Annotated in this window: 20 protein-coding genes; 6 read left to right on the forward strand and 14 right to left on the reverse strand. The window is 41.9% G+C overall.

Annotated features, from left to right (window positions below; translation table 11 throughout):
- Nucleotides 1–55: 55 nt before the first annotated feature.
- Nucleotides 56–1,069 (forward strand): beta-ketoacyl-ACP synthase III, encoded by a 1,014-nt coding sequence (locus Q0058_RS12800; RefSeq protein ID WP_298224549.1) that lies wholly within the window; start codon nucleotides 56–58, stop codon nucleotides 1,067–1,069.
- A 202-nt stretch (nucleotides 1,070–1,271) separates the two neighbouring features.
- Here the strand turns inward: Q0058_RS12800 and Q0058_RS12805 are convergent, their stop codons facing one another.
- On the reverse strand, nucleotides 1,272–5,870 hold the full coding sequence (locus tag Q0058_RS12805; protein ID WP_298224552.1) for a T9SS type B sorting domain-containing protein: 4,599 nt from the start codon (nucleotides 5,868–5,870) through the stop codon (nucleotides 1,272–1,274).
- A gap of 287 nt (nucleotides 5,871–6,157) precedes the next feature.
- On the opposite strand from Q0058_RS12805, the gene argS reads away from it, so the two are divergent.
- Nucleotides 6,158–7,936 (forward strand): arginine--tRNA ligase, encoded by a 1,779-nt coding sequence (gene argS / locus Q0058_RS12810; protein WP_298224554.1) that lies wholly within the window; start codon nucleotides 6,158–6,160, stop codon nucleotides 7,934–7,936.
- Here the strand turns inward: argS and Q0058_RS12815 are convergent, their stop codons facing one another.
- Genes Q0058_RS12815 through Q0058_RS12825 form a run of 3 tightly spaced genes read right to left on the reverse strand, consistent with a single transcriptional unit; the run spans nucleotide 7,937 to nucleotide 11,937 of the window.
- Nucleotides 7,937–10,471, reverse strand: a complete 2,535-nt coding sequence (locus tag Q0058_RS12815) for a carboxypeptidase-like regulatory domain-containing protein (protein ID WP_298224556.1) — start codon at nucleotides 10,469–10,471, stop codon at nucleotides 7,937–7,939.
- Nucleotides 10,458–11,372: a FecR domain-containing protein gene (locus Q0058_RS12820; protein WP_298224558.1), complete on the reverse strand. Its 915-nt coding sequence runs from the start codon at nucleotides 11,370–11,372 to the stop codon at nucleotides 10,458–10,460. Before Q0058_RS12820 ends, Q0058_RS12815 begins: the two co-directional genes overlap by 14 nt.
- Before the next feature lie 43 nt (nucleotides 11,373–11,415).
- A complete protein-coding gene (locus Q0058_RS12825; protein ID WP_298224560.1) occupies nucleotides 11,416–11,937 on the reverse strand; it encodes a sigma-70 family RNA polymerase sigma factor in 522 nt (173 codons plus the stop codon).
- A 104-nt stretch (nucleotides 11,938–12,041) separates the two neighbouring features.
- Here Q0058_RS12825 and Q0058_RS12830 point away from each other — a divergent pair, with 104 nt between their 5' ends.
- Together Q0058_RS12830 and Q0058_RS12835 are read left to right on the forward strand one after the other, a co-directional pair.
- Nucleotides 12,042–13,067: a hypothetical protein gene (locus tag Q0058_RS12830; protein WP_298224562.1), complete on the forward strand. Its 1,026-nt coding sequence runs from the start codon at nucleotides 12,042–12,044 to the stop codon at nucleotides 13,065–13,067.
- Nucleotides 13,068–13,103: 36 nt separating this feature from the next.
- Nucleotides 13,104–13,559 carry a hypothetical protein gene (locus Q0058_RS12835; RefSeq protein WP_298224564.1) on the forward strand — a complete coding sequence of 152 codons (456 nt, stop codon included), beginning with the start codon at nucleotides 13,104–13,106 and terminating at the stop codon, nucleotides 13,557–13,559.
- Between the two features lie 450 nt (nucleotides 13,560–14,009).
- Here the strand turns inward: Q0058_RS12835 and Q0058_RS12840 are convergent, their stop codons facing one another.
- From Q0058_RS12840 to Q0058_RS12870, 7 genes are all read right to left on the reverse strand, one after another.
- Complete coding sequence (locus Q0058_RS12840) at nucleotides 14,010–14,555, reverse strand: YceI family protein (RefSeq protein WP_298224566.1); 546 nt, start codon at nucleotides 14,553–14,555, stop codon at nucleotides 14,010–14,012.
- Between the two features lie 13 nt (nucleotides 14,556–14,568).
- Nucleotides 14,569–14,919, reverse strand: a complete 351-nt coding sequence (locus tag Q0058_RS12845) for a hypothetical protein (protein WP_298224568.1) — start codon at nucleotides 14,917–14,919, stop codon at nucleotides 14,569–14,571.
- 2 nt (nucleotides 14,920–14,921) lie between these two features.
- Nucleotides 14,922–15,821 (reverse strand): DUF5777 family beta-barrel protein, encoded by a 900-nt coding sequence (locus Q0058_RS12850; protein ID WP_298224570.1) that lies wholly within the window; start codon nucleotides 15,819–15,821, stop codon nucleotides 14,922–14,924.
- A complete protein-coding gene (locus tag Q0058_RS12855) occupies nucleotides 15,806–16,192 on the reverse strand; it encodes a hypothetical protein (protein WP_298224572.1) in 387 nt (128 codons plus the stop codon). The genes Q0058_RS12850 and Q0058_RS12855 overlap by 16 nt, the downstream gene beginning before the upstream one ends.
- A gap of 12 nt (nucleotides 16,193–16,204) precedes the next feature.
- Entirely contained in the window at nucleotides 16,205–16,969 is a 765-nt protein-coding gene (locus Q0058_RS12860) for a T9SS type A sorting domain-containing protein (RefSeq protein ID WP_298224574.1), read from the reverse strand.
- A gap of 39 nt (nucleotides 16,970–17,008) precedes the next feature.
- Complete coding sequence (locus tag Q0058_RS12865; protein ID WP_298224576.1) at nucleotides 17,009–17,530, reverse strand: ankyrin repeat domain-containing protein; 522 nt, start codon at nucleotides 17,528–17,530, stop codon at nucleotides 17,009–17,011.
- Nucleotides 17,531–17,676: 146 nt separating this feature from the next.
- Nucleotides 17,677–17,856 carry a hypothetical protein gene (locus Q0058_RS12870; protein WP_298224577.1) on the reverse strand — a complete coding sequence of 60 codons (180 nt, stop codon included), beginning with the start codon at nucleotides 17,854–17,856 and terminating at the stop codon, nucleotides 17,677–17,679.
- 172 nt (nucleotides 17,857–18,028) lie between these two features.
- Between Q0058_RS12870 and ffh the strand changes: the two genes are divergently transcribed.
- Together ffh and Q0058_RS12880 are read left to right on the forward strand one after the other, a co-directional pair.
- Nucleotides 18,029–19,366 (forward strand): signal recognition particle protein, encoded by a 1,338-nt coding sequence (gene ffh / locus Q0058_RS12875; RefSeq protein ID WP_298224579.1) that lies wholly within the window; start codon nucleotides 18,029–18,031, stop codon nucleotides 19,364–19,366.
- A gap of 166 nt (nucleotides 19,367–19,532) precedes the next feature.
- A complete protein-coding gene (locus tag Q0058_RS12880) occupies nucleotides 19,533–20,420 on the forward strand; it encodes a tetrahydrofolate dehydrogenase/cyclohydrolase catalytic domain-containing protein (protein WP_298224581.1) in 888 nt (295 codons plus the stop codon).
- Between the two features lie 6 nt (nucleotides 20,421–20,426).
- On the opposite strand, the gene rluF is transcribed toward Q0058_RS12880, so the two are convergent.
- The 3 genes from rluF to Q0058_RS12895 all read right to left on the reverse strand — a co-directional run bounded on the left by rluF (nucleotide 20,427) and on the right by Q0058_RS12895 (nucleotide 23,024).
- Nucleotides 20,427–21,239 carry a 23S rRNA pseudouridine(2604) synthase RluF gene (gene rluF, locus Q0058_RS12885; protein ID WP_298224583.1) on the reverse strand — a complete coding sequence of 271 codons (813 nt, stop codon included), beginning with the start codon at nucleotides 21,237–21,239 and terminating at the stop codon, nucleotides 20,427–20,429.
- 127 nt (nucleotides 21,240–21,366) lie between these two features.
- The gene (locus Q0058_RS12890) at nucleotides 21,367–22,197 is read right to left on the reverse strand and encodes an alpha/beta hydrolase (RefSeq protein WP_298224585.1); all 831 of its coding nucleotides are present in this window, start codon (nucleotides 22,195–22,197) and stop codon (nucleotides 21,367–21,369) included.
- Between the two features lie 47 nt (nucleotides 22,198–22,244).
- On the reverse strand, nucleotides 22,245–23,024 hold the full coding sequence (locus Q0058_RS12895; RefSeq protein WP_298224587.1) for a hypothetical protein: 780 nt from the start codon (nucleotides 23,022–23,024) through the stop codon (nucleotides 22,245–22,247).

A 23,024-nucleotide genomic window follows, 5' to 3' on the forward strand; every position in this document is an offset into this window, starting at 1 on the left:
GTTAGCATTATCAAATGATTAAATTTGGGTTCCTAATTTTAATAAATTACCATCAATGACCTATCACGCTAAAATTGCCGGTCTCGGATATTTTGTTCCCGAGCATGTTGTGACCAACGACGATTTATCTAAAATCATCGACACCAATGACGAATGGATTCAGGAAAGAACCGGAATTCAGGAACGCCGTCATGTCATCAAAGGCAGTGGGGAAACCACGACTACGATGGGCATCAAAGCCGCGAAAATTGCCATAGAACGTTCAGGAGTTGATAAAAATGATATTGATTTCATAGTCTTTGCGACAATATCGCCCGATTATTATTTCCCAGGGCCGGGCGTCATGCTTCAAAAAGAACTCGGTTTGCGTACCATTGGTGCGTTGGATATCCGGAATCAATGTTCGGGTTTCGTATATGCTTTGTCTATAGCCGACCAATACATCAAAACGGGAATGTACCGCAACATCTTAATTGTCGGCTCCGAATTGCAGTCGATTGGTTTGGATATGACTACGAGAGGTCGTGGCGTTTCTGTAATTTTTGGGGATGGGGCAGGAGCTGCGGTGATTTCGCGCGAGGAAGATCTGACCAAAGGCGTCCTTTCAACCCATTTGCATTCTGAAGGTGAACACGCTAAAGAGTTGGCGGTATTGGCACCGGGAATGGGCGGCCGTTGGGTGACTGATATCTTGGCTGATAATGATCCTGATGATGAAAGTTATTTTCCGTATATGAACGGGCAGTTTGTTTTTAAAAACGCTGTTGTTCGTTTCAGCGAAGTGATTAATGAAGGTTTGCTAGTCAATAATCTTACGGTGACCGATATCAATATGCTGATTCCGCATCAGGCAAATCTGAGGATTTCGCAATTCATTCAGAAGAAATTTGGTTTGGGCGATGATCAGGTTTTCAATAACATTCAAAAGTATGGGAATACGACGGCTGCCTCGATTCCGATTGCTCTGACAGAAGCTTGGGAACTCGGTAAAATAAAATCAGGTGATTTGGTAGTGTTGGCTGCGTTTGGTAGTGGTTTTACATGGGCCAGCGCAATCATAAGATGGTAAGGGATTTTCTCAATCAGGCATAAAAAACAAAAAACCAGAGTGCACACTCTGGTTTTTTTCTCTCTAACTAAAACTCAATTTATATAAAACCCAATTATAAAAATTTGATAATGAATTTTATTCTCTGATTGATGTATACAATAGACTATGAAATGTCATTCTTGTTACATCCTTCTAAAAATAAAAGGGCATGCTTTGCGATTTACCTTTTCATGGCAAAGTGCGATTTGAATTCTTTCTCCACATTGTCTTCCACGTAAGTGATCGTAAACCAATAGTCATCGGAAGGCATCGTCTGTCCGCTGAAAGTACCGTCCCAACCGTTTCCGTCGGGTTTGATCTGTGTCATGATTTTGCCATATCGGTCATAGATGAAAATCTCTGATTTCGCTTGGTTCTGCAACGCTTTGATGTTCCAGGTGTCATTCATTCCGTCTCCGTTTGGCGTGAAGAATTTAGGATAATTCACGATGAGTGCCTGAGTAGCCGTAAGACCGCAACCATTTTTATCTCTAACGGTTACTGTATGTATTCCCGAAGAAACATTATCGAAAGTCGGGCTGTCCTGAAATAAACCATGATCCAATTGGTATTCGTAATCTCCGCCTACACCACTAGCTTCGATAGTGATGACTTGATTATCATCAAAAGCTTCAGTTACGGCATAACTAACAATCGCTGGTTCTGAAGACGTCACAGTGGCAGGCATAGGTTCCGAAGCGCAACCTGTTAGGATATCGGTAGCTATTACTGAATAAACACCTGGCAAAACTGCCTGATAAGTACTTGCGGCTCCAACGACATCGCCCTCTTCGTTATACCATTTGAACTGATATGCATTAGGGCTCAATCCACTAGAGATGATGTAAGGACTTAACACGATGTTATTTCTGGAATCATAACACATGATGCCACCTTGTGGTTTTGGCTCCGGAATCTTATTGACTTTGATCTGGATGCTTTTAATGTCAAAGCAACTCGTGGTAAGCGTATTGACCACTTTTACATAGACGGTTTTCACATCAGTGGTTGTAACTGCGTTGGTTCCCGCGACAGCATCGTTGAATGTAGTGTAGTAAGTCACTGTAAATTCAGATCCGGTTTGGGTTCCTAAAACAGTACTGTTTAAAGTCGTTAAGTCGAAATTGGTGATGCCATCATTGGTTCCGTCGCTATCGCAGGTTTTGAGCATGCTCGAAGGGATTGAATTCACGAAAGGCGTATCCACAATAGTCACGTCAAACGAAGTTTCGTCATAGCTTATCGAATCAAAAGGTGCCCGACCATAGACATAAATCGTTTGTGAAGTGCTCACGGATTGTCCGGCAAGCAAATGTGTTCCGGTTCCTAATGGTCCTGTATAATATCCTCCAACGGTCAATGCCGGTAAGGTATAGCTTTCACAGATGGTGACGTCTGCAACTTCGTCTACATTATAGATGGTGGTCGAGAAACTTTTTTCATCGGTACAATTCGGTACTGTTCCCGTTTCAGCATAAACATAGATGGTTTGGTTGCTGACGATACTGTCGCCCGCATGCAATGCTGTTCCTGTTCCGTTAGGTCCGGTGAAATAGTTTCCAACAGTTAATGCGGGTAAAACATAAGCATTGGCTGCATTCACATGGGCAATAGGAGCAATGACTGGTGAAATGTTGATGGTTACCGTAAAAGTATTCTCGTCAGTACAATTGATTCGTTCCCCTGATTCGGTATACACATAAACCGTTTGAGAAGTCGTGATGACATCACCGGCATGCATGAGGTTTCCTTCGCCGCTGTGTGGTCCGTTGGGCGCTTTATAATAATTTCCAATCGTCAATGCTGGTAGCACATAGCGATCGCAGGTTACAACATTGGCCGGAGCGTCTGCTTCTATCGAAAATACGTGGATGTTGAAACTGTTTTCATTCGTACAATAAGGCGCTACGGTTGAAACAGCATAGATGTAGATCAATTGTGAAGTAGTAATTACAGTTCCACCAGGCAGCATCGTTCCTGTTCCGTTCGGGCCGGTGTAATAATTTCCTACCGCCAAATCGGTCAATACATACGAATTACAAATGTCGATATCCGATCTCGAATCGATGACTGGTTTTGCACTAATGGTCACCGTAAAACTAGCCTGATTGCTACAAGTGGCGCTCGATGCCGATTGTTTGAAGATATAAATCATCTGCGTTGTCGTAATCGCATCTCCAGCGTGAAGTTGTGTGCCAGTCGCATTAGGACCCGTGTAATAATCACCGCTGGTTAATACTGGTAAAGTATAACTTTCACAAGCGGTCAGGTCGGTCAATACATCAATAATCGGTTGTGCAATCGCAATAGAAAAATGGATGTTGTCCGTACAATTATTTCCGTTGTTGTTCGCTACATAGATGTAAACGGTCTGCGATAAATTGATTACGGTTCCTGCTGAGATTTCTGTTCCAGTACCTTGTGGTCCAGTGTAATATTTTCCCATAGGTAAAACCGGTAAAGTATAAGGTTCGCATTGAGAGATATCCGCAGGCGTATCGATACCAATAATCACTTGGAATGAAGTTTCAGCAGTACAATTCCCTGGTGTGGTTGCATATACATATACAGTTTGAGAAGTCGTCAAAACCGTTCCCGCAGCCAGCAAAGTTCCTCCGGCATTGGGTTCTGTATAATAATTTCCTTCGCTCAAAGCTGGCAAAGTATAGGAAGTACAATCAAAAACATTATTAAAAGTTCCTAAAGTAATTGTAGGCAGGATGGTGATCGTGAAATCTTTGTCGATGACACAAAACGGAGCTTCTGTGGCTTGGTAATAAAAATTGATGGTTTGCGTAGCCGAGATGACAGTTCCCGGAAGTATTTCCGTTCCGGTTCCAGTATGGCCTGTAAAATAGCCACCCACAGGTGGAGCTTGTAAAGTATAGCTTCCGCAAACGCTTGAGTCATCCGGAACAATCGAATCAGGGTCTAAAATGGTGACCTGAAAATTGCTACTGTTCGAACAGCCGCCCGGTCCGCCCGGTTGGTTGAAGATATAAATCGTTGCTGTTGAGGTTACTGCATCGCCTGCGAAAAGTGCTGTGCCTTGTCCGTTAGGTTGGGTAAAATAATTCCCGTTGGTCAATGGAGGTAAGGTATAGCTCAAACATACAAAAGTGCTTTGTAAAGTATCCACCGGAGGCAATGGGCTCACCAATAAGGTAAAGCTTGAAGTCGCATAACAGGAATTATCGAAAGCACTCTGAACACGAACATAAACAGTCGTATTGTTCGTAGCGAAAGTAAAATTGTTGGCTATCGGATTCGTACCACTGTTTGCATTGGCTTGTGAAGTGTAATAACTGACCACATATTCCTGGGTAGATTGACTTCCTAAGACTAAAGTGTTTTGTGGATTCAAATCAAACGCGGCATTGTTGAATGAGGAACCGGAACATTTTGTAATGTTAGGAGCCTGATAAGCCACCGGTGGCGCTGAAGTCAACAATTGGAATGATTTTACAATATAACAGCTATTGTTGTAGTTTTTGATTCTGACATAAATTGTCGTTCCGGGTGCTGCAGTGTAAGGCGTCGGTAAAGCACTTGTTCCTGCATTGGCATTGGGTAACGAAGCATAGTAACTCACTTGAGTCAACGGATTCAAACCCGCTTTCACTACTGCAGTATTCATTGATAAATCATAAGAATAAGTCGCAGCGCCAGTAGTACAACGGTATAAATTAGTAGGGTCTGGTGTGATGATTTCCGGTAGATATTCCACCGTGATATAATCTGTCACCGGCTGACAACCACTCACTGTTTTTTGATAAGTAATGCCATAAACTCCGGGCAAGGTGATGTCTAGATTGGGCCCGTTTTCGCCTGCAATTACCGAATTGTTTTTAGTCCAGCTGAAAGTATAATCAGCAGGATTTAAGTTCGAAGTCAACGTGTGATTGGTTCCAAAACATAAAGCAGTATTACTGGCCACGGTCATATCTAAGCCTAAGACATCCTGACCAATATTAAAAGTGTCTGATGAAATGAATATCGCCGAATCAGAGCCTTCATCCGAACGGTCCGCAATCACCAGTTTGATGTGGTAAGGCGTATTCGGAACGAGTGTTGCCGCTGCGTTCATCAATTTGGTTTGTCCGTTGAAATTAATCGCAGCTGTTGATGCCGCTGAACCACCATTATAACTTCCGAAAAACTGTGCATTGGCTGACGGACACGATGAGTTGTAAAGAAAATCTCTAATCGTTACGACTGAAATTGGAATGTTCGTACTTGGTACAACCGCCAGATTTTTAGTCACACCGGTCACCGTGTTGGTCAACAGAAAGGCAAAAGCATCAGAAAATTGACATTGGAAATTTCCGTATTCTTCAGAAGCGAAAAGGAATTCAAAATTGAAGGTTGGCGAAATCGGTGTGAAATCAAATTCCAAAACACTTGCATTCACAGAATTCATTGTGATTCCTGATTGTAATAAAGTGTGTTCTAGATCGGTGTCTCCCGGCCAGTTTGCCGCGCCATCATTCAATTCTGAAGTATTGGGTCCTGCTCCGTGCGTCACATCTCCGGTGCTTAGCATCACGCCTGAACGCATCGGGAAATTCGGGTTCGCATTTTGGAAAAAACCAATACCGTTTGAAGAACTGAAATTCGTTCCGGTCTTCCAGGTAATGTTTGTTGCGGAAACGCAAGGGGAGTTGATTAATACCGAATTAACCAGTTGTGGTACGGTATAAGCGTTGGTGCTGACTGTAATGGCTTGCGAGAAGCACGACACAGTTATAGCCATGGCTATAATGAGTAGTAATTTTTTCATAGTAGATTTGGGGTTTACTATTTAAACTATATTTATTTTGACACTTCAAAGATTTGTCATTATATCGGTAAAACGCAAATAAAATCGACGAAATGCATATTTTTGATTTTATTTGATATAAAATACTTACAAATAAGAATAATAATTGTTTCGAAATTGTGAGATTTAAGTTTTACAACTTTGTGTTTGGAAGCATACCGATGGTTTTTCAGCAATCCCGAATGTATATTTCCATTTTATAATTGCCAGAGTTATCCTTATCTTTGGCAGCTCAAACAATATAGATCATGTCCATTGCAACGCTTCTTACACTTCCTATCCAAAAAGCCATCACAGTACTTTTCGACGTAACGGTCGATAAAACCGAATTTCAGGCCACCAGAAAAGAATTCGAAGGCGATATCACATTGGTCTTGTTTCCGTTATTGAAACTCATCAAAAGCAATCCCGCTGAAATTGGGAACAAGCTTGGTAACTTTCTTGTTGAAAATATTGAGGAAGTTAAAGGGTTCAACGTTGTTTCCGGGTTTTTGAATATTGTAATTGCAGACGCTTACTACACTACATTTTTCAATACGATAAAAAAGGATTCTCAATTTGGTTTCGTTTCTTCCAATCCAAATGAAAAAGCGGTAATGGTAGAGTATTCTTCGCCCAACACCAACAAACCCTTGCATTTGGGCCACGTCCGTAATAATCTTTTAGGCTATTCCGTAGCTGAAATCTGCAAAGCCGCCGGTAAGAAAGTTTATAAAGTACAAATCATCAACGACCGCGGTATTCATATCTGCAAGTCTATGCTGGCCTGGCAAAAGTTCGGCAACGGAGAAACGCCACAAAGCTCTGGCCTCAAAGGTGACAAGCTCGTCGGGAAATACTATGTTGCCTTCGATAAGGCTTACAAAGAAGAAATCAATCAGCTGATCACACAAGGTAAAACTGAAGATGAAGCGAAGAAAGAAGCACCAATGATTCAGGAAGCGCAACAAATGCTATTAGATTGGGAAGCCGGAAAACCTGAAGTTGTGGCACTTTGGAAAACCATGAACCAATGGGTTTATGACGGTTTTGCGCAGACATACCAAAACCTAGGAGTTGATTTTGATGCTTATTATTATGAAAGCAATACTTACCTTTTAGGGAAAGAAGTCGTTCAAATCGGCCTCGACAAAGGCGTGTTCGAAAAAGATCCCGATGGTTCCGTCTGGATTGATCTCACCGCAGAAGGTTTGGATCGTAAGATTGTATTGCGTTCCGATGGCACGGCGGTTTACATGACACAGGATATCGGCACGGCAATTCAGCGTGTAAAAGATTTCCCGGATGTAGGCGGCATGGTTTACACCGTTGGTAACGAACAGGATTATCATTTCAAAGTGTTGTTTTTGATTCTTAAAAAATTAGGTTTTGATTGGTCAGAAAACTTATTCCATTTGTCTTATGGCATGGTCGATTTGCCTTCTGGAAAAATGAAATCGCGCGAAGGAACGGTAGTCGATGCCGATGATTTGATGGAAGATATGACCCAAACCGCCAAAGAACTTGCTGAAGCATTAGGCAAACTCGAAGGCTATTCTGATGCTGAAAAGAACCAATTATACCAAATGATTGGCTTAGGCGCGTTGAAATATTACATTCTGAAAGTCGATCCTAAAAAACGCATTTTGTTCAATCCTGAAGAATCAGTAGATTTTGCGGGAAATACCGGCCCGTTCATTCAATATACTTTTGCCAGAATCCAATCGATCTTGCGCAAAGCCGAATTTGATATTGAAACTCCGTCGACTCTATCAGAACTTCATCCTAAAGAAAAAGAACTCCTCAAGCAGCTCGAACTTTACCCGGAAGTCATTCAGAACGCCGCACAAAACCATAGCCCGGCTTTGATTGCGAATTATACTTACGATTTGGTGAAGGAATACAATTCGTTCTATCAGACGGTTTCGATTCTTGGTGAAGAAGACCTTCAGAAAAAAACGTTCCGCGTACAATTGTCCAAAAAAGTAGGGGAAACCATTAAATCCTCATTCGGTTTGTTGGGCATCGAGGTTCCGCAAAGGATGTAATTAAAAACTCAGCTTTACATTAAGATTCGGGGTGCGTTGCAAAGAATAAATGTTGACACTTTCGATACCGGTCTGATCGGCATTCACTCTGTAATAGCGGTGAATGGTGTTTCTTTTGTCAAGCACATTCAAAACCGAAACACTCGTCTGCAATTTCATTTTTTCACCCAGTTTCCAATCTTTTGAAGCCGAAAAATTCAATTGGAAATAATCCGGCAAATGAAACGTATTCGGCTCATTATAATCGATGGTCGGTTTGGAAGGATTGTCAAAATTGATGGTCGTACTCGCCGGTTCCGTAATGGGTTTTCCGGTATGCCATTTTCCGCCCAAAGCCATTTTAAACGATTTCCAGTCGTAAATTAAGGCCGCGGAAAGCACATGTGACAATTCAAAATTGTTAGGAAAATCAAGTGCGTTCAACGTTTTAAAGGAATACTTGTTGTCATTATAACTGTAGCTGATCCAGGCGTAAGCTTTCCTGAAATTGCGTTGTAGCAATACTTCTGTACCGATGACATCATAATTTCCGACTTCTTTCGAAAATTCGTATTGGTTCTGAAAACCCTGACTGCTGCTGGTAATTCCGGTTACTCTTTTATAAAAGTTATCCCAAGTCATGAGCCATTTCGCATTTTTATAAGCCAAACCAACGCTAAACTGATTGCTTTTCTGAATCGGGATGCTGGTGTCATTCGCTAAAGTCCAACGCCTTCTTTCAATTCCCAAATAATCTTGTTGAAGGTCGATGGTTTGCGATAAAGTCTGGCTTTTTTGCTCCCCGAGAATCTCGATGCTCAAAGGATTTGTAAGGTTACGGTGAAACTGGATTCGCAGTTCGGGAAGGAATTTTTCGAATCTTTCAAAATAGTTGCATCGGCTTCCTACGGACAGAAGCGTCTTAGCATCTGTGGATTGATATTGCACTTCCGCGATGCCGACATGGCTGACGCTGACTTCTTTGATATTTCTCGAAAACGCGGGTGTGTTGATTTCGTCATTACTGCTGACGCCAATTTCATCCGCCTGATAACCGATGTTCAGCGTGATATGATCCGAAAGTTGGGTCGTATTTTTCAATTGGAATTCAAAATCGAGCACGGCATTACTTTGATTGAAAACCTGATTGGTCTGAATCGATTGCCGGTTGGCATCCAAATTATAATACGAACCTGAGGCGCTGATCTGAGTAGTGTTTTTCGAGTTCCAAACGGTTTTCCATCGCAAAGCGCCGCCGATGTTTTGTTGGCTCAGAAAGCTGGTTTTTTCGGTAGTATTTCTAGTTTGATCGATGTTGAGGTTGTTGCGGATAGTGATAGCGTCAATGGTCAGTTCGTGTTTTTTGCCAATTTTTTGCTGGTATTGCAGCGTCATATCGTAGAAATAGAATCTCTCTTGGCTATCAATAGGGCTGATGGCGTTGGTTTCCAAATCGGTCACTACGGTATTCTGGAAAATCCGGTTGCTGTAATTTTTATAGGTTGGCGAGGAAAAAAAATCAGTTAACGAGCGGCGCCCGGACACTTCAATGCTGGCTTTGGGTGAGATTTTGAATTTCGAATAAAACTCCGCGCTGATCAAATTGGAACTGATACTGGCCTGAGTTTCTTCGATGGTTTTGGCATGCGTCGAAATATCCACCACACTCGAAACACTTTCCCCAAAGAAAGAAGAACTTCCATTCTTATAAATCGTGATGGTATGCGCCAGAGAAGGATTGAAAGCCGAAATTAACCCAAAAAAATGACCCGTCTGAAACATCCGGATGCCATTCCACAGAAATAAATTCTGATCGTGTGTGCCGCCGCGGACGTTGAGGTTTGAGATGGTTTCGTTGGCGCTGTAAATTCCGGGAATCTGTTGCAAGGTCTGCAACACGTCGGGTTCTATGAGTCCGGGAAGGATACCGAATTTTTTGGGTTTGACTTCAATGGTTCCGTTCTTTTTTTTGCTGATTCCGGCCGTCAGATACTGTCGCGTTATGACTTCGGTCAGTTCCTGTTGAAACGGGATTAAGATAATCTGAGGGCAATCACTGACATATAAATCCCGGGCGTCAATTTTTTTGGGTTGATAGCTTTGATGCCTGAATTCGATGGCGTTGGGTGATACGATGGGCAATTCGAAATAACCATGTTCATTGGTGGCGGTCATGGTGTTGGTGCCTTGAATGTATACACTCGCGTTTTCAACCGGCATTTTGGTTTCGGCATCGATAAGATATCCGCACAAAGGCTTGTCTACTTTATGATCGTTGGAAATCGTATAGTATTTTTTGTCAATGACTGAGAACTTCAGCTTGGTAAGTTTGCGGAGGTAGTTGATTTTGGCCTCAAGTTTCAATCCTTCAGGTGGCGGAACGATGATGAAAATTACAATCTCGTCTTCTATAAAATTGAATTTCACCTCATGCTCAGCGCTGATTTGTTCTAAAACTTGTTTCAAAGGAATGGCTGCTTTTTCATTCTGAGCTATCGCAAAAGTCTGAAAAAGGAAGTTTAAAAGAAGAATATAAAAGCCACTACTTTTCGCCATCAACAAGTTCCAGCATAATTTTATGATCCGATTCCTTTTTGCTTTTCAGATGATAGGTTGAGGATAGGATTTGCAAGGCTGCATCCAGATTATCCGAAGGAAGTGCGCCGGTAAATAGCTGTGCATCGGTGTTGTCTTTGTGTTCGATGGTGCAATCAAACTGGCGTTCGAGTTCTTCTAAAATGGTGCTCAGTTTTTCATTGACAAAGGCCAATTCTCCCGAAGTCCATTCTGGTTTGGTGACCGTTGTGTTCGGAATTTCGAGCATCACGCCGTTTTCAAAAGCGACTCTTTTTCCTCGGGTAATAATCACTTGTTGGTTTTGATAATTGACCTTCACGCGGCCTTCATAACAAGTCACATCGAAGCGGTTTTTTCTCGCTTTGACGTTGAATTGCGTTCCTAAAACCGTTACTTTTCCGAGATTCGTATTGACTTCAAATTTTTTACCATGTGCTACCCGGAAATAAGCTTCGCCGGAAAGTTGGAGCTCGCGGTATTTGTCCCAACTCCATTTGCTGTAATTGATTTCCGAACCGGCATTCAGCACAATGCTGGAGTTGTCAGGCAAGTTAAAAGCAGTCTGTTGTCCGTTATCAGCAGTTTCTGTGATGGCAATATTGGTTTTATAGAAAAACGTCAGGCCAAGAAACAGCACAAAAACCGCTGCGATTTTAAACCACAAGGTTTGGTGCAGTGAAATTACTTTTGGGGCTTTCTTATTTTGAGACATGATGTGCCCATACATTTTGTTTTCGTCAAAAGCAGGTGCCTCCAATTCACTGGTGTATAGGGCAATTTTATGGTAGGTTTCGTACTGCGGAGTTTTCTGAAAAGCTTCCAATTCAGCCTTTGACATTGCTCCGGCCAACCATTTCGCTAATTCGTAATTTTCTTCCATCTTTTCTGGTATTTGTTGTAAAACAGATTAAAGTATTAAAACCCTACTTGAATTGTTCAATATTGGCACGCAAGGAAAGCAAAGCCCCGTGAATCCTTTTCTCTACCGCTTTTACGCTGATGTTGAGCATAACGGCAATCTCGGCGTATTTTTTTCCTTCGATACGGTTCAGTAAAAAGGCGGTGCGTTGGGCTTCCGTAAGATCGGCAATGGCTTTCTCCAGTTTGGTTTTGAATTGGTCTTCTTCGAGGAGAAATTCCGGGTTCAGATTGGTCCGGTCATTCAAAGCATTATTTTTAGAATAATTGAGCACCACTTTCTGATGTGCAATCTGATTCAAAGTAGCATTGTTGGCTACCGTATACAAAAATGATTTGGCTTTTTCGGGCGGAACATCGGAGCAGTTTTCCCACAATTTTATAAAGGCGTCCTGCGTGATATCATTGGATTGTTCTTCATTCCCAAATTTGAAATACAGATAATTCCGCAATGATTTTACATTAGATTTAAAAAAAGCGGAAAATATAATTTCGTCACAAATACCTTTTGAATGGGAATTGTTCATAATAATTTAATCGATTTCGATGAGTGAAAATAGAAAAAAAAATGTTGGAAGTAGGGTTTTTTTATTGAAATTTGTTTTAATCTTGTCAACACAGTCCGCAAAACATGAAAAATTATACTTCATTCCTCATAGCTTTCCTTTTTCTGGGGTTTTTTTCCTGCCAAAAGGAGGAAACTACGGAGACCGTAGCTGCTGAAAGTTTAACCAAAACCTCTGCATTGTCTAGTTTGGTTTCCAGAGTGGCGCAATATCCTACAACCAAAGATAATATTCTTGACGGCACAGATTGTTTTGCCGTACTTTTGCCAGTGACTGTTACGGTTAACGGCATTACCCTCACGGTCAGTTCGGATGACAATTGCGAGAATGTTCAGAGTATCATCAACGCGCATTCTGATGATGATGATGTGATACATTTCACATTCCCGATCCGAATAAAATATAAAAACTTTCAGGAAGTGCAGGTCAACAGCCAGCAGCAATACGAAAGTATTTTGGCCAGTTGTCCGCCCAACAGTGTTTTTCGCGAAATAGAATGTATTGATTTTAGCTTCCCAATAGTCATCAATGCTTACAATACCGTCACACAAACGCCAACAACGATTACGGTTTCGAATAATATGCAGCTGTATAATTTTATCGACGGCCTGACTTCGAATGAAATTTATACCATTGTCTATCCGTTGTCGATGACCAAATCCGGAGGGCAAGTCGTAGTGTTCAATTCGAATGCGGCATTGCAGGCTGGAATAGAAAATTCGATTGATGATTGCCAACAGACAGGACCAACCCCTTCCGCTTTGTCGGTAGTTTTGGCTAATGGAACCTGGTTTGTTTCAAGTTACATCGATGAAAATCATGACGAAACCTATAAGTTCAACGGATATAATTTTACGTTTTCATCGAACGGAGCCGTTGTAGCAGTCAAAAACACCACCACCGTTAACGGAACATGGAGTAGTTATATGGACGACGGTCAATCAAAGCTGGATATGAATTTTACTGGCGATTCGTTAGAAGACCTCAGTGACGATTGGCGTGTGATTGAGTATACCGATACGCTGGTTAAACTTCGTCATGAAAGTGGCGGCAATGGGGAAACCCATTACTTAAGTTTCAGCAGAAATTAAAAAATAAAGCATTCTGATTTACGTAAATACTATATTATGATGACCATCCGACCTATTGCCACTGTAGCGTTTTTTTTAATAATGAATAGCATGGTTACCAGTTGTTCAAAAGATGACAAAACCGTTTCACCAGGACTTAACGCAGCACAAGTCAAAACGATTATCATTGTCGACACTTGGAAAGTTTCACATTATGATGAGGCAGGAATCGACCATACTTCGGATTTTTCAGGATATGCTTTTACTTTTAATACCGATAAAACGCTCGTAGGTACGGATTCTTCTGCAACCAAAAATGGAACCTGGGATGCTACAGCGGAAAGCGGTTTGGTCAAAATCCCTATTGATTTTACACCTACTGAAACCACCGGTCCGTTCGAATCGATCAGCGATGACTGGTTCGTAATGACAGCGTCCAATACTGAAATAACACTCAAGCATACGAGTGGCGATGACGGAAGTATTGATCTATTAACCTTTGAGAAAATTTAGTTAGTTAAAAACATAAGCTTACTGTTTTATCCAGCCGTTTAGGCTGGTTTTTTTGTGCCTGTTTTAAAAGACATTATAGAATTAGAGCCTTTTTAGGAGGTAGTTTTATTTTAAAATCAGGAAGTATAATAGTATCCAAACCGCCACAAAAAATAATCCGGGATAAATAATCTGCGTTAGATTGGCTCTCAAATTCTTCTTGATAAAAGCCAAATACAGGACGTATAAAATAAATAGCGCAGTAAATACAATCGGTAAAAAAAGCCTCATAATGATTGTTTTAAGAATTGATTATTGGCTCAAATGTAATATTTAATTAGTGACCAAATGAGGTTTGAAATAATTTCAAGGGAAACATCCTTGCGAAAGAGATCAAAACAGACCTAAAAAATGAAGGCCGCACCGGAGCGAATCCTAAGTACGGCCATCAAACAACTAAACAAACAATCATCATTTTCCTTCCAACTCAAAATCGAGATCGACTTTGATGTTTTCCGCAAATTTCTCTTTGACGAGGCTTGGGATTTCAATGGCGTAATCTTTACATTTTACGCTGAAATGACTTTCAGCCACTACTTTTCCTGCCTTTTCGATTAAAGAGATTTTAGTTTTAATTTTTTTAGTCACACCATGAATGGTCAAATCGCCTTCCAAATCATACGAAGTTTTGGTTCCGCTTAATTTCGATGCTTCAAAATTGACAATCTTACCTTTAAAGGTGGCTTTAGGGAATTTAGAGGATTCCATATAGTTTTCATTGAAATGTTCTTCCATCAGCGGAGATTTGAATTTAAACGATTTGATCAGTGCTAGCGCTACAAAGTCTCCGGTCGTCTCATCAAAGATGCATGAAGCGCCGTTATTGGTTCCTGCAATTTCTACAAGATCAGGCATCGAGGCATCAAATTTAATCGCACCGGAACGCGTCATCATTTTTTGTGACATCATGGCTTCTCCGGCCAATAACGACAATACAACAATCAGTAATCTTTTCATCTTTTTATTTTTTTTATTGTTCAACGAATCCTTGGGCTGCCCAATTTTGTATAATGTCGATTCTGGCTTTTGGCATTTTTCCTTCAGTCGGCATAATCGATCCGCAACTGCCATCAATTTTGCATAACAAGCTTCCGTTCTCGCAAGCGTCTTTTACCATAGCATAATCTTGCAGGTAAGGCTCTTGACCGTAATCCGGATTGTGGCAAGAATTGCATTTGCTTTCCATAATGCCTTTCACATTGGCATTGTAGGTCGGAAATTCAACCACGCCGGCTACTTCTTCGTAAGTGTTAGATTCGCACGAAACCAGCATCGCTCCAATAATAGCGGCCAATAAAAGGGTTATTTTTAGTGTCTTCATAATTAAAATACTCTATACATATTAAATCCGAAATAGAGGCTTCCGCCGTTCCATTTTCCTGTGGCATTGGTAAAATACGCAACGTCATTCATGGCTTGTGAATTCGAGAAAACCAATTGGAATACGTGTCCGCCGGTTTCAATGTCAAATCCTGCGGTGAGCGGATTGTGGTAAGTTTCCTTTTCCGGTTCGCTGAGTCGATAGGCATATTCGAGGTTGAAACTGATTCTTTTAGACAGTTTGCATCTTCCGCCAGCGGCAATCAGCATTTGGTCTTTCTTTTCAGTTCCGGGTTGCGCATCGTATAAGTTTTTGTGCACCAGAATAGGATTGATCTCAAACGAAACCGATTCATTGAACTTTCTGGAAATCAACAACTGTGAGGTGTAAGCCAGACGGTTATTGGCTTTGAATTCCGGAAACTCTTCTTTGTCGAATTTAGAGGAATTGATATCCATCGAGTTGTAACCGACAATCGTCAAAGGAAAGCCATCGATTTTTTGGCTCACCAGCATATATTTGGCTGACAATTCAAAAGTTTTATTAAATGTGTGACGAGAAGCTCCTAGTGATAACCAATTGGCTACACCGTAAATCCCACCAATTCTGGTCAGCGCATTGTCTAATCCGAAGAAATTATTAATTCCTTCTTTAAGATCGCCGAAACGGTGCGACACCAGAAAATACCATTCTCCTTTGATCGGAAGTTTTGTAGATTGCATGCTGCAAACCTGCAAACCTTTGAAGGCGGCCATTTCTATTTGTTTTTCTTTCGGTTTGATAGAATCAAGCTGATTCAATAAATCTTCTTGCGCTGTCATTTCTCCGGCGAGGAAAAAGACAAAAAGCAAAGATAAGAGGCGGTTCAGATTCATGTTTTTTAGGGTTATATTGGAAAGCATTGGTCAAGTTTTATTTCCTGCAAGATGTCATCAAAACCAACTACTCTTCCTTTTAAAGTTACAGTTTGGTTGACTTTTATACCATTGTCAGGGTTTTTTAAAGTGCATACAATACTATCGTCAATGATGACTTCGTTGGCTTTTTTGTGCGTGACGATTCCTTTTACGGCTACTGCCTTTTCAAGATATTTCGTGTTGGCTAAAGCGGTATTGGTTGTAAACTCGGCTGCGATGGCTTGGGAAGTTACCGTAAATTGAGGTGCTTCTTCAGACAAATCTCTTCCGCCGCCATGCATCACATAATTGTAGCCTGCAACACCTATTGCGATTACCAGCAAAAGTAACAGGGTAATAACTCTTGACTTTTTCATTGTTATTGGATATTAGTTGATTACGACTTTCTTCACAATCTGATCGGTATCATTGGACAATTCCATGAAATAGATACCGCGATTCAATGCCGTAAGATCGACGGTGTTGTTTTGATCCGTGATTTCGGTATTGATTTCTTTCAACAGTTTGGCATTGATATCAAAAACACGAACCTTATTGATGGTTACCATATTGTTTTTCGAGATATTGAAAATACCATTCGACGGATTAGGATAAATGGCGATATCTTGCAACGTTGCGAAGTTTTCTGTTCCAAGTACTGCAGCAAAAGTGAGTGTTTTGGTTCCGAAAGTCGAGTGTTGGCTTGTAAAACTGGTTGATGGCCCGATACCCCAAACAATGTTCAATGATGTTATACTATAGGCAAACGTATAATCTTTAGCGTCGCCGGTGCTGAAAGGTCTTGTGAATACAACTGTGCGAGTGGTTCCCGTTACAGTATTGCTTACCAATGTCAGATTATTAGTCGCGTCAGTGGTTGCGGCTACGTGACCATTTGAAGTGAAATATTGGTCTAACAGGGCAGTTCCGAACGTCCAGACATCTTTATTGGTGGCCATTGTTGAAGTGCTCAATCCAACAGCAAACCATTTTGTTGATGGTCCAACCATAGTAACAGTGACTAACGAAGTAGCTGAATCGAGATTGATTTTGACTTTCATACCACCCATAGTGGTCAAAGCCGTTTCTTTTTGTTGCGCATTGGCGAATTGCAGTAGCGCCAAGCATAGCATCAGTAGGTAAGTTTTTTTCATTGTTTTCATTTTTAGGTTTATTTGTAAATAATAATTAGGTTATTGTTTGTCTAGTAGAATGATGAGCTCAGTATTTTTATTGAAATTCGCATAATCCAGAGCGGTTCTGGCATCTGCGTCTTTGGCATTTTTGTCGGCACCGGCCTTCAGCAACAATTTGACGATGTCGGTTTTATTAAAAAAAGTGGCGTAGATTAAGGCTGTTTTTCCTGTATTGTCTGCTTGGTTTAAATCGGCTTTGACAGCGATGAGTTTTTCTATGATGGAAACATTTCCAGACATCACTGCTGCCATTAATGCGGTTCCCATTCCGGAATTGTAATTCAAATTTTTGGTTTTATCGGCCAGAAATAAAGCCACTTCGGTATTGCCACGATAAGAAGCGAGAATCAAAGGGCTCGATTTTCTGTCATCCACACTATCAATCAGTTTAGGGTCTTTTTTGTAGAGTTCCTGAACTTCCTGTAGGTTGCCTTTTCTCGCTACATCAAAAATATTTTTGACTTGGGCGTTAGCGAGAAAAGCAAAGAGCAAAAAGGTGAAAGTCAAAATTCGTTTCATCGGATTTTTATATTTGGTAATGAAACAGACAGATGAAATTAAACCCTACCTGAATAAAAAAAAGAAAAACACCAAATGGGCAAAATGAAGTTAATGTCTTGAAAACACGCGTGATAGTAAAATAACCTTAAGCGAAATTTAAGAATCTACTTTGTCTGGTAATCGTGTACGGCATTTGATCTTGGAACCTTACCCGTTCCGTTGGTTGCGCCATTGGTGCCCGTATTGTCGGCGGCACTTCCTTTCATTCTGTTGCCTCCACAGGATAATAAGACTGAGGTCATCATCAACATTACAATCATTTTCAGTTTTTGGGAAGTTTTCATTTTATCTCATTTAAGTTGTAGTAAATGTAGACAGCACTGAGCCGTATCGTGCTATAGTTTTCTGTTTCAATCTTGTAAAATTTACGCTAAACGCATCAAACTTTGAGGCCTGCCGGTTTTGAACCATAAGTAGTTTTATGCTATATTTGCAACTTCAAAAACAGCTGATATTATGTTCGATAATTTAAGTGACAAACTCGATAAAGCATTCCACATCCTCAAAGGACACGGAAAAATCACCGAAGTCAATGTAGCCGAAACCCTAAAAGAAGTGCGTCGCGCCTTACTTGATGCCGATGTCAACTTTAAGATCGCCAAGGAATTCACGACCAAAGTCAAAGAAAAAGCCATAGGTCAAAACGTATTGACGACTTTGCAACCGGGCCAGCTTTTGGTCAAATTGGTCAAAGACGAACTTACGGAACTCATGGGCGGCGAAGTGTCAGGCGTGAATCTTTCAGGAAACCCGACCGTAATTTTGATGTCAGGTTTGCAAGGTTCGGGTAAAACGACTTTCTCCGGAAAACTCGCGAATTTCCTTAAAACCAAAAAGAACAAAAAGCCATTATTGGTAGCGTGTGATGTCTATCGACCAGCTGCGATCAACCAGTTGCATGTCGTCGGAGATCAAATCGGCGTGGAAGTGTATTCCGAATTGGGTAACAACAATCCCGTCGAAATCGCCCAGAATGCCATCAAATACGCAAAAGAAAAAGGCTATAACGTAGTCATCGTCGATACCGCCGGTCGTTTGGCCGTCGATGAGGAAATGATGATTGAAATCGCCAATGTCCATCAAGCCATCCAGCCACAGGAAACTTTATTTGTGGTCGATGCGATGACCGGACAAGATGCGGTGAATACTGCCAAAGCCTTCAACGACCGACTCAATTTTGACGGTGTCATCTTAACCAAATTAGATGGTGATACGCGCGGTGGAGCAGCCATCTCCATCAAATCCGTAGTCAACAAACCGATTAAGTTCGTCGGAACCGGAGAAAAAATGGAAGCCATCGACGTGTTCTATCCCGAACGTATGGCCGAAAGAATCCTCGGAATGGGCGACGTCGTTTCTTTAGTCGAAAGAGCACAGGAACAATTCAACGAAGAAGAAGCGCGCAAGCTCCAAAAGAAAATCGCCAAGAACGAATTCGGCTTTGATGATTTCCTCATACAAATCCAGCAAGTCAAAAAAATGGGGAACATGAAAGACTTAGTCGGCATGATTCCTGGCGCTTCCAAAGCGATGAAAGACGTCGAGATCGAAGACGACGCCTTCAAACATATCGAAGCCATCATCTATTCGATGACGCCGAAAGAAAGAAGCAAACCGGCCATGATCGATATGAAAAGAAAAACCCGCATCGCCAAAGGTTCGGGCAGAAAATTAGAAGAAGTCAACCAACTCATGAAGCAGTTCGACCAAATGAGCAAAATGATGAAGATGATGCAAGGGCCGGGCGGCAAACAAATGATGAAAATGATGGGCGGCATGAAAGGCATGCCCTAAACAATAAAGACGTGGTGATTCACGTCTTTTTTTATGAGAAGCTGATCCGGCTATCCGTTGCAATCTTTTGTGCCGAACACCGTCACAAAAGGATTTCCGCTACTATCCGGGCTAATGCAACCGATTACAAATCCAAAATCAGTAAACAACCACTAACTACCAAACCATGCAACTACTAGACGGAAAAAAAATCTCGGAACAAATCAAAGACGAAATCACGGCGGAAGTCAACGCGATGAAAGCCAAAGGCGAAAAAGTACCGCACCTTGCCGCGGTCATTGTCGGTAACGATGGCGCGAGCCTGACGTATGTCGGAAGCAAAGTCAAAGCGTGCGAACGTGTCGGTTTTGAATCGAAATTGGTGAAGATGCCGAGCACGACTTCCGAAACCGAACTGCTCAAAAAAATCAAACAGCTCAACGAAGACGACAACATCGATGGTTTTATCGTACAGTTGCCGTTGCCAGAACAAATCGATACGCAAAAAGTCATTATGGCGATTCATCCAAGCAAGGATGTCGATGGTTTTCACCCAGAAAATTTCGGAAAAATGGCTTTGGATATGACGACGTTCATTCCCGCGACACCTTTCGGAATCCTAGAATTGCTCGAAAGATATAACGTTGAAACCAAAGGAAAACACACCGTGGTTATCGGAAGAAGCCACATCGTCGGTCGCCCGATGAGCATACTAATGGGACGCAAAGGATTTCCGGGGAATTCGACTGTGACTTTAACTCACAGTTACACCAAAAATATTGCACAAATCACCACGCAAGCCGATATCATCATCACAGCGCTTGGCGTTCCGAATTATCTCAAAGCCGAAATGGTCAAAGATGGCGCGGTCGTCATTGACGTGGGCATCACGCGCGTCGAAGACAAAACCACTGAAAAAGGCTACCGCATCACCGGCGACGTAGATTTTGACATGGTCAGTAAAAAAGCTTCTTACATCACGCCGGTTCCGGGCGGAGTGGGGCCGATGACCATTGCGATGTTGCTCAAAAATACCTTGTTGGCCAGAGAGCAACGAAAATTTTTGAATAAATAAACGGGATTAATAATCCCCTTTTTTCTTAAACCTCGGATCGTCACGTTTGATGAATTCCGTTCTTCTTTTCGGTGCTTCAGTTCTGGGTAAACTTGCTTCTTCCGTTTTGCTCGAAGGTTCGATGAGCTGGTTGAGTTCCTTGATTTCGGCATCGGTCAAATCGCGGTATCTTCCGACCGGAACATCAAGTGAAATGTTGATGATGCGGATGCGTTTTAAAGCCGTCACTTCATAGCCTAAATATTCGCACATTCTTCTGATTTGGCGGTTCAAGCCTTGCGTCAGGATGATTTTGAAGATGTATTTGCTGATCTGTTCTACTTTGCATTTTCTGGTAATCGTATCTAAAATCGGAACGCCGTTGCCCATTTTTTCTATGAAACGATCTGTGATTGGTTTGTTAACCGTGACGGTATATTCCTTTTCGTGGTTGTTTCTCGCACGCAATATTTTGTTGACGATATCGCCGTCGTTGGTCATGAAGATCAAACCTTCGCTGGCTTTGTCAAGTCTTCCGATTGGGAAGATGCGTTTCGGGTAATTGATATAATCGACGATGTTGTCGCGCACATCAAGGTTCGTCGTGCATTCGATGCCGACCGGTTTGTTGAACGCAAGATAGATCAGTTTTTCGGTATTGTCGCGGATGATTTTCCCATCAATTCGGACTTCGTCTTGGGGAGACACTTTGGTTCCCATTTCGGGCACGACACCGTTGATCGTGACACGGCCGTCTTCGATGAGTTTGTCGGCTTCGCGGCGCGAACAGAAACCGGTTTCGCCTATAAATTTGTTGAGTCGTTTGAGTTGCTCTTCCATGGTGTAAAAATAGGATTTAATTCTTTAGCGCGAAAGTCGTTGGGATGAAAATGCCTTAGCCCTGATTGCAGCGGTTATCCTTTTTCTTGCTCCTTTAGCAAGGAAAAGATAGTAGCGTAAAGCAGGATCAAGCTCCTGATAAAAAATCCGATATTTTTTGATTGAGTTCCTCGTCATGAAGGCTGTGTCCGAATCCCGTAGTCGCGATGAACTCAGCGGTTTTCCAGCTTTCGGCGAGTTTTTTCGCTTCGTCATACAACACAATCTTATCATTAATATCGTGTGCAATAATCCCGGGAATTTTCGAGTTTTGAATGAAGTTTTTTCCAGAGAAATCAGGAATTTTGAGGTTGAATCGCTCGAGCGTATAATCATGGAAAGCCTTACGGATCTTGTTGTTGAGTCCGAGCATCTTGATGTAATTGTCGAGGATGATGGCAAAATCCGACGGCGCGCCGAGCAAAACCATCTTTTCTAACGAATGATCGGGATACAGGTATTGGTAATAAACCGCCGCAATCCCGCCCATGGAATGCCCGACGATTTGTTTGGCGTTGTGTTTTTTGGCGACCAAGTTGAGGTAGGAAGTGTATAAAGGCACATTGAATTCCTTTCCGCTAGACAAGCCATGAGCCGGCGCATCGATCGCTATGATGGTCTGGCCGGTGAGCAGCAAATGCGGCAACAGTTTTTCCCAGCGCGACGCGTTGCTTTCCCAACCGTGGGCCAGCAGGATGACGTTTTGGTTGCCTTTCCAGATGTAAGTCTGAATCGTTTGGCCGTTTTCGTGTAGGGTTTCGAGTTGTGCGTTTTGCAGGATATGCGGCAGTTCATTCGCTTTAAGCCGGCCTTGTCGCGGGTTGCTGAAGAATTTGTACGCCATTTGGAATGCTTTATCCGGAGCCACATAGCTCAGCAGGTTGATATAACAGCCAATGGATTTTGCGAGTAATGCCATTATTGTTGCATAAAAAAAGCCCCGATGTTTGTCGGGGCTTAGATTTATTAAATCAAGGAGAACAGTTTCTCCATTTTTTCTCTTTCTTCTTCAGCCAGTGAGGAATCCACTAAGATTCTTCCTGAATGCTCGTCGGTGATGATTTTCTTCCTCCCGGCGATTTCTACCTGAGTTTGTGGTGGAATCGTAAAGAACGAACCTGCAGATGCGCCTCTTTCGATAGAAACTACGGCCAAACCGTTGCGAACGCTAGAACGAATTCTTTTGTAAGCTTTTAGCAAACGCTCTTCAATCAACGCTTCGTATTCTGCGGATTTCTCAGTCAAGAACGATTCTTCTTTTTGGGTTTCTGACATGATATCGCTCAATTCCGCTTTCTTGTGTTTCAAGTGCGACATTTTGGCCTCAAGTTTTTCTTTAGAACTTGAAATCGCTTCTTTTTTGTGTTCCATCGAAGCTCTGAGTTCTTTGATTTGTTTTTCCGCCAATTGAATTTCCAATTCCTGGAATTCTACTTCTTTAGTCAACGAGTTGAATTCTCTGTTGTTGCGAACGCTGTCTTGTTGTTTGGTGTATTTTTTTATAGCGACTTGGTGGTCTTCCACGGCATTTTTCTTCACTTTGATTTGCTCTTCCACATGCTCCAAGTCTTTTTTCAATTTGTCCTGACGTGCCAGCAAACCTGCTACTTCATCTTCCAGATCTTCCACTTCTAAAGGCAATTCACCTCTTACGTTTCTGATTTCATCAATTCGGGTATCAATTAATTGCAAGTCGTATAATGCTCTTAATTTCTCTTCGACACTCATTTCTTTTGTATTCGCCAT

Origin of the sequence: Flavobacterium sp. (genome assembly GCF_027484705.1) — a bacterium.
GTDB lineage: Bacteria > Bacteroidota > Bacteroidia > Flavobacteriales > Flavobacteriaceae > Flavobacterium.

Coding starts and splice junctions, on each gene's coding strand:
- Q0058_RS12820 (WP_298224558.1), bottom strand. CDS start 11,372: ATGGAAGAAAATTACGAATTAGCGAAATGGTTGGCCGGAGCAATGTCA.
- Q0058_RS12850 (WP_298224570.1), bottom strand. CDS start 15,821: ATGCTTTCCAATATAACCCTAAAAAACATGAATCTGAACCGCCTCTTA.
- Q0058_RS12830 (WP_298224562.1), top strand. CDS start 12,042: ATGAAAAATTATACTTCATTCCTCATAGCTTTCCTTTTTCTGGGGTTT.
- Q0058_RS12895 (WP_298224587.1), bottom strand. CDS start 23,024: ATGGCGAATACAAAAGAAATGAGTGTCGAAGAGAAATTAAGAGCATTA.
- Q0058_RS12805 (WP_298224552.1), bottom strand. CDS start 5,870: ATGAAAAAATTACTACTCATTATAGCCATGGCTATAACTGTGTCGTGC.
- argS (WP_298224554.1), top strand. CDS start 6,158: ATGTCCATTGCAACGCTTCTTACACTTCCTATCCAAAAAGCCATCACA.
- Q0058_RS12800 (WP_298224549.1), top strand. CDS start 56: ATGACCTATCACGCTAAAATTGCCGGTCTCGGATATTTTGTTCCCGAG.
- rluF (WP_298224583.1), bottom strand. CDS start 21,239: ATGGAAGAGCAACTCAAACGACTCAACAAATTTATAGGCGAAACCGGT.
- Q0058_RS12840 (WP_298224566.1), bottom strand. CDS start 14,555: ATGAAAAGATTACTGATTGTTGTATTGTCGTTATTGGCCGGAGAAGCC.
- Q0058_RS12890 (WP_298224585.1), bottom strand. CDS start 22,197: ATGGCATTACTCGCAAAATCCATTGGCTGTTATATCAACCTGCTGAGC.
- Q0058_RS12815 (WP_298224556.1), bottom strand. CDS start 10,471: ATGGCGAAAAGTAGTGGCTTTTATATTCTTCTTTTAAACTTCCTTTTT.
- Q0058_RS12845 (WP_298224568.1), bottom strand. CDS start 14,919: ATGAAGACACTAAAAATAACCCTTTTATTGGCCGCTATTATTGGAGCG.
- Q0058_RS12855 (WP_298224572.1), bottom strand. CDS start 16,192: ATGAAAAAGTCAAGAGTTATTACCCTGTTACTTTTGCTGGTAATCGCA.
- Q0058_RS12825 (WP_298224560.1), bottom strand. CDS start 11,937: ATGAACAATTCCCATTCAAAAGGTATTTGTGACGAAATTATATTTTCC.
- Q0058_RS12865 (WP_298224576.1), bottom strand. CDS start 17,530: ATGAAACGAATTTTGACTTTCACCTTTTTGCTCTTTGCTTTTCTCGCT.
- ffh (WP_298224579.1), top strand. CDS start 18,029: ATGTTCGATAATTTAAGTGACAAACTCGATAAAGCATTCCACATCCTC.
- Q0058_RS12880 (WP_298224581.1), top strand. CDS start 19,533: ATGCAACTACTAGACGGAAAAAAAATCTCGGAACAAATCAAAGACGAA.
- Q0058_RS12870 (WP_298224577.1), bottom strand. CDS start 17,856: ATGAAAACTTCCCAAAAACTGAAAATGATTGTAATGTTGATGATGACC.
- Q0058_RS12835 (WP_298224564.1), top strand. CDS start 13,104: ATGATGACCATCCGACCTATTGCCACTGTAGCGTTTTTTTTAATAATG.
- Q0058_RS12860 (WP_298224574.1), bottom strand. CDS start 16,969: ATGAAAAAAACTTACCTACTGATGCTATGCTTGGCGCTACTGCAATTC.